Origin of the sequence: Marivirga tractuosa DSM 4126, assembly GCF_000183425.1 — a bacterium.
GTDB classification, from domain to species: domain Bacteria; phylum Bacteroidota; class Bacteroidia; order Cytophagales; family Cyclobacteriaceae; genus Marivirga; species Marivirga tractuosa.
Genome location: NC_014759.1, coordinates 4,292,036 through 4,304,460, shown reverse-complemented (window position 1 = coordinate 4,304,460; position 12,425 = coordinate 4,292,036). Strand labels below are relative to the sequence as shown.

At 37.2% G+C, this 12,425-nt stretch carries 4 protein-coding genes and 1 riboswitch; of the genes, 1 reads left to right on the top strand and 3 read right to left on the bottom strand.

The features are described from left to right. Positions 1-124: 124 nt before the first annotated feature. From FTRAC_RS18135 to FTRAC_RS18125, 3 genes are all read right to left on the bottom strand, one after another. Positions 125-544 carry a hypothetical protein gene (locus FTRAC_RS18135; RefSeq protein ID WP_013455740.1) on the bottom strand — a complete coding sequence of 140 codons (420 nt, stop codon included), beginning with the start codon at positions 542-544 and terminating at the stop codon, positions 125-127. Between the two features lie 93 nt (positions 545-637). Then, positions 638-5,851, bottom strand: a complete 5,214-nt coding sequence (locus FTRAC_RS19515; RefSeq protein WP_013455739.1) for a BspA family leucine-rich repeat surface protein — start codon at positions 5,849-5,851, stop codon at positions 638-640. 244 nt (positions 5,852-6,095) lie between these two features. Further along, positions 6,096-7,742 (bottom strand): tetratricopeptide repeat protein, encoded by a 1,647-nt coding sequence (locus FTRAC_RS18125; RefSeq protein WP_013455738.1) that lies wholly within the window; start codon positions 7,740-7,742, stop codon positions 6,096-6,098. A 337-nt stretch (positions 7,743-8,079) separates the two neighbouring features. Beyond that, a riboswitch (SAM riboswitch) is annotated at positions 8,080-8,201 on the top strand. Between the two features lie 49 nt (positions 8,202-8,250). Between FTRAC_RS18125 and metH the strand changes: the two genes are divergently transcribed. Beyond that, positions 8,251-12,369 carry a methionine synthase gene (gene metH, locus FTRAC_RS20045; protein ID WP_013455737.1) on the top strand — a complete coding sequence of 1,373 codons (4,119 nt, stop codon included), beginning with the start codon at positions 8,251-8,253 and terminating at the stop codon, positions 12,367-12,369. The last annotated feature ends 56 nt before the right edge of the window (positions 12,370-12,425 follow it).

Sequence of the window (12,425 nt, the reverse complement as noted above, 5' to 3'; positions counted from 1 at the left end):
TTTTATCTTTAAAATAGCCCCTGCTTCACTGCAGAGGCTCATGAAAAAACCACTCCCCTGACGATTTCAAAAGAAATATCAGGATTCTACCTAAACGTGGGCTATTGCTAGCTTCTTCTTTATTTTACTGGCTCATCAAAAATTCATAGGTACCGTATTCCCCTCTTGCTGTTTCTTCCTGATACACAATGGTGATGGTTAAATTTCCGTTATTGACCGATGCCGTAAATAACCTTCCATCTTGGCGGACAAATTCATCTTCTGTTTCTACATTTTCAAAATCAAATGTACCACTGTTTGGCCATACCGGAGCTCCGTTTTCCGTGCTGTAGCTTTTATCATTTATGGTCAGGCTGAAATTAGCAAAGTCACTGATGACCGTGTTCTCTTTTCTTACCTCCTGTGCTGTCCAAGTGCCTTGTAGAGCATCAATCAAATCCTTTTGGGCTTGCTCCGTGGGCGTTATGTTTATTTCATTCTTGCAGCTGATCATTGCAGTCATGGCTATTAAAATTATGGCTGTTATATATCTTAAATGTGTCATTTCTTTAGAGTTATAAGTTTTGATGAGTATTCAGTAGTGAGTAATGGGTAATGAGATAACTATTTCTTCTCACTACTCACTACCCAATACTGACTACTGTTTAATTATTCTATTCATTTGACCGTTATCAAGGCGGATGAAGTACATGCCTGCCGGAAGTGCTTTCATATCTAGCAGCGTTTGCTTTCCTTCCGTTTTCTGCGCTCTTATGATCTTACCCTGTGCATCTATCAAAGTGATTTGATTCACTTTTTCTCCATGCACAACCTCCACTTCATTGAATACCGGGTTCGGGTAAATATTGATTTCAAAGGCTTCGATATTGGCAGTTACACCGCCTACTGTAAAGCTTTCTGTGATGCTACATCCTGCTTCATCAGTTACTGTTACACTGTATTCACCTATTTCCAAATCTGATAAGTTGGCGGTCGTTTCACCATTACTCCAGTCATAAGTATAGGTTCCCGTTCCACCTGTTACAGTCAATGCGATACTTCCATTTCCAAATATGCTGTTGCTGTCTGTAATTTCAGCTGTTAGTTCGATCGCATCCGGCTCTGTAATATCAATAGACGTTGTCGCAGTACAGCCATTGGCATCAATCACAGTGATTTCATAACTACCTGCGCTCATGTTTTCGAATAAGCCATTATCCTGGCTTTCATTTCCTATGCTGAAAGTGAATGGTGCTGTTCCGTTGTTTAAGCTAACTTCAAAACTTCCGTTAGCATCTCCGTTGCAACTCACATTTTGTAGCACTGTTGCATTAGATTCAAATCCTTGGCATGGATCTTCTAAAACATCAAAAGTGGTACTGGCTACAGCTGAATTGTAATTAGCATCTCCTGCCTGGCTCACTTCAATTCCTACTGTTCCTACTTCACCAGTTAAGGCTACCAAATTACCATTAATGGTCGCTGGTCCCGAAAGAATTCTGTAAACAAGTTCCAAATCGCTTGTGGTCGAAGCTACTACCTCAAAATCTGCTGCTTCCACATCTTTGTCAGAAATGCTTTCTAGGGTGATTTCTTGATCGGATTTTTCAATTGTCAGAACAGCACTTATATAATCGAAACTATAGTTTGCGGCTTCTCCACCGCTTACCGTTATAGCGTATTCCCCAGCATTGCTTAAGTTAGTTGCATCCGTTGCAGCAATTGGTGCTGTTTCCAATACTGATTCGTCTTCCCCATTTTCAAATCCACTGATGGAGTAGGTAAATTCAGGAAATTCATTTCCATAAATAATAGATTTATCATCAGCAGTCACTGTGAGTTTAGCAGGACTGACACTCAATTCACGAGTTTGTTCAGCCGCTAAATAATTCCTATTTCCTGCTTGTATTGCTGCAATTTCGACCGTACCTACACCGACAATATTTAGATTTCCTTCGCTAATTATGGCAACTGATTCATCGGAGCTGGTAAAGCCGACAGCTAAATCACTACTAGCAACGGCACTTAGCACTATAGCTTCTGATCCGTAACTCACTGTTTCTGTAAGGCTAAATGTAATGGTTTGTTCAGCTTTTTCAACTGTTAAGATTTGCATAGCGGTTTCTGCTTTAGCATAATCTTCATTTCCACTTTGTGATGCCGTTATTTCAGTAGTTCCTGCCCCAACAATGGTAACCGTTGCCCCTGAGATAGTTGCCACATTATCATTTGAAGATGTAAAGCTTACAGGCAATCCGGAAGTAGTGCTTGCTGTTAATTCAAATGCAGCATCACCATAAGTAGCATTTGGAACTTCTTCAAAAGTGATGGTTTGGATTGCATCTTCTAAGTTATTGATAGAAATAGTAAATGTTTTTTCAAAAGTACCTCCATTACCATCATCAGTCTGTAAGCGGATTGAGTACGTTGTTTTAGTTTCAAAATCGAAAACTTCATTTGCTCTCAATTGATTTCCAGCGATATCGAATGAAGCATTATCTGTATCGCCTTCGCCTGCAACAAGCGAATAAGTATGTGCACTAATGGCATTGGCATCGGTGGAAGAAAATTCACCAATGACGTCTTGAACTGCATTGTTTTCATCAATGCTGTTGTTATCGAGCGTAATATCGGTCGGGGCTACATTCTCTTCGGTTACATTAATTGTCCATTCCTGAATGGCAGTAGGGTTTTCAGCAGAAACAGTATAAATAAATGCACTACTAAAGTCCTGAGTAATACCTGAAGCTGGATCGGCAGTTGCTCCAGAAGAAACTGTAAATGATGGCGTTAAAGCGCTCAAATCTGTCCCTAGCACTACTTCTATATCAATAGTACCAGTACCAATAGTTGCAGCACCAGCCTGTTCGGCAAAACTAAAAGCTGTAATATCATTATTGAGGTTAGCGCAATTGGTACTAAAATTAGCCGTTTCGTCTATTTCAGAAAAGTTAGCTTCAGCATATGCCACATCATCAACCGTAACACAAGTTAAATTAGGATTGTTGGTAATATTAAAAGTAGATAATGCTGAATTATTACCATTTTGAATGTTGAGTGATTCCAAATTATTATCTTCTAGACGAATATCATTAAGGTTTGTATTAGCTGTTAAATCAAGAGAAGTGATGGAAGTGTTATAAGCTCTCACTCTAGTCAATGCTGGATTAGCAGACACATCTAAGACACTAATTGGATTATCCTGAACTTCTAACAACCTTAATTCTGGATTTTGTGAAACATCAATAGCAGAAAGATTATTACTTCCTATAAATAATATTTCTAATTCCGATAGATTGGAAACATCTAAAGACGTGAATTCATTATTGGTAGAAGTAAGTGTAGTCAGCTTAGTATTATTGGAGACATCTAAATTCTCAAGCTGATTATTCGAACAAGACAAATTTGTAATGTTAATGAAAGCTTCTAACCCAGTCATGTCGTCTATGCCTCTTGTGGTTACATTAATGTGTCCAGTGAAGTCATTTGCTTCCGTTACCTGAATAAAAGCATCTTCGTTGCTATTTATTTCAGTATTATCCAGCAGCTCATTCTTGAAATTAGCGTCAGGAATATTAACCACATTACAATCAGTACTGAAATTGGCAGAATTATTTGGGTCAGACCAGTTAGATTCCGAAAAAGCAAAATCATCAACAGTAATGCAGGAAAGATCAGGATGGAATCGTACAGTAAACCCAACAAAATTGGTATTATTTCCATTAGCAACATTTAGGCTGGTTAACGAACCGTTAATTAATGAAATAGTATGTAATGATGAGTTAGCTGATACATCTAACTCCTCTATTTCAGTATTATCAGCATAAAGTATAGTCAAATTAGGAAGAGCAGATACTTCTAATGCCGTCAATGGATTATTTGCCACTCTCAATTGCGTGATCATGGTATTTGTAGACAGATCAAGGCTGGATAACTCATTAAATTCCAAGCGTAAGTTTGAAAGCTTGGTATTGCTTGAAAGGTCAATTGAACTAAGTGAGTTATTACTTAAGGAAAGAACTAATAGCTCAGTATTATTACTTAAATTAATGGATGATAATTGATTATTCGTTGCTGTAAATGTTGTTAATAATGTGTTATTAGAAATATCTACAGCAGAAATAGGACAATCTGAAATTATGAAATCAGTGAGCACTGTATTTTTTGAAACATTAATTTCTGAAATGTTATTTCCCCCTATTCTAAGTGATTCAAGAAAGACATTTTTGCTTACATCTATTGAGCTTAAATTATTGATACTACAGTTTAGACCTGTAATATTGACAAATGCTTCTATACCTGTGAGGTCATTTATTCCTAAATTTATTACGTTAATGGCGCCTGAATAAGCTTCTGCTTCCTGATAAGTTATTTCACTATCTTCATCAGTATTTATATTAATATCAGCCAATAATGCATCCTTAAAATTAGTATCAGGAATATTCACTACACAGTTTTCTCCTGCGTCAGTAATTGTCCATGAATGAGTGGACTCTAATGTATTTCTGCCATCAGCTCCAAGACAGTACTCTATTCCCGAGACACCAAAAGCTACGCCATTTTGTACTGTTTGAGCTGACCAGCCTGTTAGAATTTTATCATAATTGGTGGTAGACAAGCCAGATTCATCAAACATTTCAGACATATTGGCAACTAAACTAATATCCCAATTTGAAAGATCTCGGTCAAAATCTTCTGCATCATAAAACATCCCCGCCATATTCGTGACCAAGCTTACATCCCAATTCCCAATATCACTGTTGAAGCTTCTGGCCCTATTGAACATATTTGACATGCTTGCAATTTTCCCTGTATTCCAGCTGCTTATATCTTGATTGAAAGCTAAGGCTTGAAAAAACATGAATTCCGTTTCCTCAACGTTTGAAACATCCCAAGACGAGATATCACCATTAAACTGAGCTGCGTTAGAAAACATTCGTTCCATATTAGTTACCATACCAGTTTCCCAATCATTTAGGTCCTGGTTAAAAGCTAAGCAATTATCAAACATAAAGCCCATATCAGTTACCTTAGAAACATCCCAGCTACCAATATCCTGGTTGAAATCACTTGCTGTATTAAACATGCTCCTCATATCTGTGACCATACTCACATCCCAATTGCCAATAGGTTGGTTAAATTCTCTTGCATCAAAAAACATTTGAGACATATTGGCGACAGCGCTGACATTCCAATTAGAAATATCTTGGTTAAAATTTGATTCCTTAAATATGGCTAGCATATTGCTTACACTGCTAACATCCCAGCTCCCAATAGGTTGATTAAAGCTTATAGCTTCAGCAAACATGCCTGACATATCAGTGACATTGCTTACATCCCAAGAAGTAATATTTCCATTGAAATTCTGTGCTTGTGCAAAGGTTTGATGCGTATTTGTGATGGTGCTGACGTCCCAATGATTCAGATCAGCTGTAATACCTGATGCTTGGAACATAGAAGAAAGGTTAGTTACCCCAGACAAATCAGGAGCATCAGTAGCTACTACATCAAGGTTGGAACAACCCATGAAAGCCTTTGTCATGGTCGTCCATTGTATATTTCCCCATTGCTCAATGGTTTGTATTTTTTCTTTATCTCCTGTATTGTTAAAAAAGATATATTGAAAATCCCCAGAAATTTTAACAGTATGGATTCCAACTGTAGCATATTCGTGGGTGGCATTTCCTGATATTCCGGTTTCTACTGTACCATCTCCCCAATCAACATCATAATTATTTGATGCATTGTTATTAGTAGGAATGGTAATACTTTCATTTACCGTGCTTGTTTCCCAAGTTGTAATAAATTCGTTCTGTGCAATAGCTGAATTCATCAGCAAAAAGCAAATAATCTTAAGTAGGTAGTTTTTCATGTGTACATTAATGTTTAAAAGTTGCCACATGGAATAGTCAAAGTTCAAAAGCCCAGTTCACCAAACTTCAATAAGCTGTTATATTCATTTTGGTTGGTATGCTGTGCTTGTAACTATTTCATGATAAAATTTATTTTTATTTGAATTATGTTCAAATGTTTAAATTTTATCGAGGAATTATACTATACTTTAAGGGTAGTTTTAGTACTACCCGGGTGGGTAGTTTTATACATCACTTTGATAATCATTCATTTAACTTGGAAGAAGACAAAGCAAATTTTATAACTTCCTTACGATTCGAAACGCCTAGCTTTTCATAAATATTTTTCAAATGGAATTTAACGGTGTTCACTGATACGAAAACTTTATCCGCAATTTCTTGATTGGTCAAATCACTTAATGCATAAGTTAGAACCTCAATTTCACGAGTTGAAAGTGGGTTATCTAATTTTTCGTTAAATACATCTTGATCGATGGTAATCTCAGCACTGTTATTATCTATTAACATTTTCAATTGTGAGCGCATTTCATTGATTTGTGCGCTGAGTAATTCCCGCTCTAATTGATGTTTCTTCCTGATTGAGAAATAAATGAATATAGCAATGAAGACCACCAAAATTAGCATAACTCCTAACACAATGATATTTTTACGTTCTTGCGCTAATTTGAATTGAATTAATTTTTCTTGAGATTTAAGAAGTTCTATCTCCTGTTCTTTCTGCTTGGTATTGAATGAAGTTTCAAGCGACAAAATAGTCTGCAATTTATCTTTCTGCAAAATCGAGTCATTTAAGACCCTAAAGCTCTTTGAGTAATCTAAAGCAGCTTTGTAATTTCCTTCCTGCTCTGAAATCATGATCAATTTGGTGTAAATATCAAATAATCGATCCCATTTTTTATTTTCTTCTAGAAATTCCTTTTCCGTTATTAATATAGTTTTTGCTTTCCTTAAATTCCGCTGTGCTATATAGATATCAGCTAAAGTGATGTTGCCATTTGTTTTATAACTGCTATACCCATCCTCATGAAAATAGTCTTTCGCACTGTTTCCATACCAAAGTGCTGAATCAAAATCCTTTTCAAAGGCTAAAATTTCAGCTTTTATAATCCAATGCTTAGCCATGCTCAGACTATCATTTAGTTTTTCAGCTTCATTTAAAGCTTGATTAATGTAATACATAGCACTATCCGATTGTCCCACATGTAAAAATGCATGACTCAATTTACCCATCCGTAAAATATGCGTATTATGATTATTAGCACGCGTTTCGTGAACCAAAATTCCTTTTTGGTAATATTCAATGGCTTTATCATATTCCTTCATGGCAAATTTCAAATCTCCCAAATCGACTAAATCATAGCCAAAAGCAATTGAATCCTTCAAATTAAAATTGATTTCATAGGCTTCTTCATAGTACGCTTTTGCTTGAGCAAATGCATTTAGTTTAACCTTAATTTCTCCCAAATGAGATAATTGGTTGGCAATTTCCAAGGAATCGTTGACTTGCCGACAAATCTGCAAAGCTTTCTCGTAATAAGGTATGGCTTCAGTGAACTTGCCCAGGTATTTGTAACAAAAACCCGTATGACTGTAGCTTTCGATTAAATAAACGGTATCCACTGGGAATTCCTCCAAGTACTCAATGGTGAGCAAGTAATTTTGCAATGAGGCTTCTACATCATTCAAAAAATAAAGGGCATCCGCTTTTATTTGATAAATTCTTGAAAGGTTTGCTTTATTGTTGTTTGCTAAGATAGAATCTGCTTTTTCTACCACTTTATCAAAAGCCTCTTGTTCATAATACTTCAACAGATATTTCTCAGCTGAATGATCCTGAGCAGACATAGAAAAACTATAAAGTATAATATTTAATGCTATTAAAAATCTCATTTTACAGATTGAAAAATTTATCTATAAAAGTATACAATCTATCAAAAAAAAGAAATGAATTTTTAATTAATAAAAAGCACATATACCCCTCTAAGTGACTCCAGAAAAGCTGCAAATCCTAGCTATTTGTAAGAGGATCCTAAAAGAAGTCTTGTGCTAGCTTCTTCTATAGTTTACCAGCAAGCAAAAATTCATTATTCAATACTTTACTAGCGGTTTGAGATCAATAATCAACCTTAATGACGAGGCTTACTGAGAACAAATGATTTTTCTTTTGTCAAAACAAAATTCCTGAACTTTCATTTTACCATTTCGGTTTTTATGCTTTACTTTGACAAACTTATCCAGAAAGACTGAGGGAATGGGCCCTTTGAAGTCTTAGCAACCCTTCCAATGCATTTGCAAAAGGAAACGGTGCTAACTCCCATTTCGAGATTTACGCTCGGAAGAAGATAAGAAACAGCCTTTCTCACGGCACTTTCTGGATGCAAATAAAGAATTATTCAGAATGAGTCGATTTTCAAAAGATATTTTAAAAGACAGGATTTTAGTATTGGATGGTGCTATGGGCACTATGATTCAGAACTATAAACTCACAGAAGCCGATTACCGTGGAGATCGTTTTGCGGATTATCCATCAGATTTGAAAGGCAACAATGATTTATTGTCCTTAACCCAGCCTAAAATCATTAAAGATATACACAGAGCGTATCTTGATGCCGGTGCTGATATCATTGAAACCAATACTTTTAGTGGGACAACTATTGCAATGGCAGATTATGACATGCAGGATTTGGTTTGGGAACTAAATGAGCAATCAGCCAAAATTGCCAAAGAAGTAACTGAGGAATATGCTGACAAACCTAGGTTTGTAGCAGGTTCAATTGGTCCCACCAATAAAACTGCTTCTTTATCCCCTGATGTAAATCGTCCCGGATTCAGAGCCACTTCTTTTGATGAATTAAAAATAGCCTATAAACTACAAGCGGAAGCATTGGCTGTAGGTGGAGTAGATATATTTTTGGTAGAAACTGTTTTTGATACCTTGAATTGTAAATCTGCATTGATGGCTATTCAAGAACTAAAAGAAGAGAAAGGTATCGAAATCCCTGTGATGGTTTCAGGTACTATAACAGATGCGAGTGGAAGAACGCTTTCCGGACAAACAGTTGGAGCATTCTGGAATAGTATCCGTCATTTCCCTTTGCTAAGTGTTGGCTTTAACTGCGCTTTAGGTGCTGATCAGCTCAAAACGTATTTGCAGCAATTGGCCAGAATTTCCGATGTGGCCATTTCATGCCATCCAAATGCAGGATTGCCCAATGAATTTGGGGAATATGATGAAAGTCCCTCAGAAATGAGCAGCATTATCAAAAGCTATTTTGATGAAGGCTTGGTCAACATCATAGGCGGCTGCTGCGGTACTCAACCAGAACACATCAAGGCCATAGCAGAATATGCTGCCAAATCTCAGCCTCATAAAATTGCGGCACAAAAGAAAATAATGCGATTAAGCGGCTTAGAGCCTTTATCGGTTACTCCAGAGATCAATTTTGTGAATATAGGAGAAAGAACCAATGTTTCGGGCTCTAAGAAATTTGCAAGACTAATCCGTGAAGAAAAGTTTGAAGAAGCTGTAGACATCGCCATTGATCAAGTAGAAGGTGGAGCACAGATTATCGATATTAATATGGATGACGGCATGCTTGATGCTGTCAAAGTTTTACCTAACTTTGTAAATCTTATTTCCTCAGAACCGGATATTGCACGACTTCCTTTCATGATTGATTCTTCCAAATGGGAAGTAATTGAAGCAGGATTAAAATGCTTGCAAGGAAAAGGAATTGTCAACTCCATCAGTTTAAAGGAAGGTGAAGAAGATTTTATAGCCAAAGCCAAAAAGATTAAAAGTTATGGTGCCTCAGTGGTAGTCATGGCTTTTGATGAAACAGGTCAAGCCGATACTTTTGATAGAAAAATCGCAGTCTGCAAACGATGCTATGATCTATTAGTGAATAAAGCAGAATTCCCTCCTGAGGACATCATTTTTGACCCGAACATCCTGACAATAGGTACGGGAATGGAAGAGCATAATAATTATGCTGTTGACTTCATCAATGCCGTTCAGTGGATAAAAGAAAATCTTCCTTACGCCAAAACCAGTGGTGGAGTCAGCAATATTTCCTTTTCTTTTCGTGGGAATAATACCGTCAGAGAAGCCATGCATTCTGCTTTTCTTTATCATGCCATTAAAGCAGGTTTAGATATGGGCATAGTCAATCCTGGAATGTTGGAGGTTTATGATGAAATAGACAAAGAACTTTTGGATTACGTAGAGGATTTGCTCTTCAATAAAAGAGCTGACGCTACGGAAAGATTAATGGCCTATGCTGAAAATATAAAGCCAGGTGAGAAAGCAGAGAAGGCTACTCAAGAATGGAGAAATTTACCAGTCAATAAAAGATTAGAACATGCCTTAATTAAAGGTATTACAGAATATATAGAAGAGGATACTGAAGAAAGCAGACTCCAAGCCGAACGTCCTCTAGATGTAATCGAAGGCCCATTAATGGACGGCATGAATGTAGTGGGCGATCTATTTGGATCAGGGAAAATGTTTCTACCACAAGTGGTGAAAAGTGCTAGAGTTATGAAGAAGGCTGTGGCTATCTTACTGCCTTACATTGAAGCAGAAAAGAAAAAAAACAGCCCAAAAGCCCCCTATCCCCCAAAGGGGGCTGATAGTGCTCAGCACTGGCAGACTGCTGACCCGATACTTTACGGTTTGATGAAAGATTTTGCAAAACAAATGAGGCATGATCATCCTACTCATGCCGAATTAGTCCTATGGGATGCGTTAAAAGGAAAACAGCTTGAAGGATATAAGTTTAGAAGACAACACATAATTGGAGGCTATATCACTGATTTTATTTGTTTAAAAGCAAAACTAATAATTGAAATAGATGGACTAATCCATCAATTACCAGAAAATAAAGCCAATGATGAAGAAAGAACAAAATGGCTAGAGGAACAAGGCTATAAAGTAATCCGCTTTACCAATTCTGAAGTAATAACCCAGTTAGATATTGTCCTAAAAAAAATCTTAGAAGCACTCAGCACTCCCCCTTTGGGGGCTGGGGGGCCTTTGGGGGCGGAAGAACCTGTACAAGAGCGATCTGGCAAAGGAAAAATATTAATGGCTACCGTCAAAGGCGATGTCCACGATATAGGCAAAAACATCGTTTCTGTGGTTTTGGCCTGTAATAACTATGAAATTATTGATTTAGGCGTGATGGTGCCCCTTCAAAAGATCTTGGAGGAAGCTGAAAAAAATCAAGTCGATATCATTGGCTTAAGCGGACTGATTACACCTTCCCTTGATGAGATGATTTATGTCGTAGAAGAAATGGAAAAAAGAGGACTTAAAACACCGGTGATGATTGGGGGTGCTACTACCTCGCGTATTCATACAGCTGTGAAAATCAAACCGAATTATAGTGGACCAGTGATTCATGTGAATGATGCCTCTCGCTCTGTAACTGTTGCTGGTAAGCTACTAGGAAAAGATAAAGAGGAATTTTATAAAGAAATCGAAAGAGAATATGCAGAAGCAAAAGCAGGCCATGGCAAAAGAGGTGAAGCTAAAAATTATGTAAGCATAGAAGAAGCAAGGGCTAATAAATACCAAATTGACTGGAATAACCATCGACCTCATGCTCCTCAAAAAATCGGAAGTGAGGTTTTGCTTGATTATGATTTAAAGGAAATAGCAGAATACATTGACTGGACACCTTTTTTCCAGACCTGGGAAATGAAAGGCCGCTATCCTAAAATTTTGGATGATGCTGAAAAAGGGCAAGAAGCAAGAAAACTTTTTGCTGATGCGCAACAGATGTTGCAAGAAATCATAGATCAAAAGCTACTAACAGCAAATGCTATCTTCGGACTTTATCCTGCGCACACTAAAAATCATGATAGTATAGAAGTATTTGGTGATACAGACAAAACCCAAAAGCTTACTGAATTCCATACGCTACGTCAGCAAAATAAGAAAGGTGAAAAGAACCCGAATTATGCTTTTTCTGACTTCCTAGCACCATCTGAGGCAGATTACACCGATTACATGGGCTGTTTTGCCGTGACGACTGGAATTGGCTTGGATAAATTGACAGCAAAATACGAAGCCGATCATGATGATTATAACAGCATCATGGCAAAGGCATTAGCTGATCGCTTAGCAGAAGCATTTGCAGAACTCTTGCACAAAAAGGTAAGAACTGAATACTGGGGTTATGCTAAAGATGAGGCATTAGATAACGAAAGCTTGATAAAAGAACAATATAAAGGAATCAGACCGGCTCCAGGTTATCCTGGTTGCCCTGACCATACTGAAAAGATTACTTTATTTGAATTATTGGATGTAGAAAAGAACACAGGCATCATGCTTACTGAAAACCTAGCCATGCTGCCAACAGCCTCAGTTAGCGGATTCTATTTCGGTCACCCTGAAAGTCGCTACTTTGGTCTTGGCAAAATCGGTAAAGATCAGGTAGAAGACATAGCCAAGCGAAAAAATCAAGAATACAAGGAAATCGAGAGGTGGTTAAAGCCTAATTTGAATTATTAAGCAGAACATAGAACCTAGATTGTAGATGATAGACTTTGTCTAGACTCTAGGTTCTT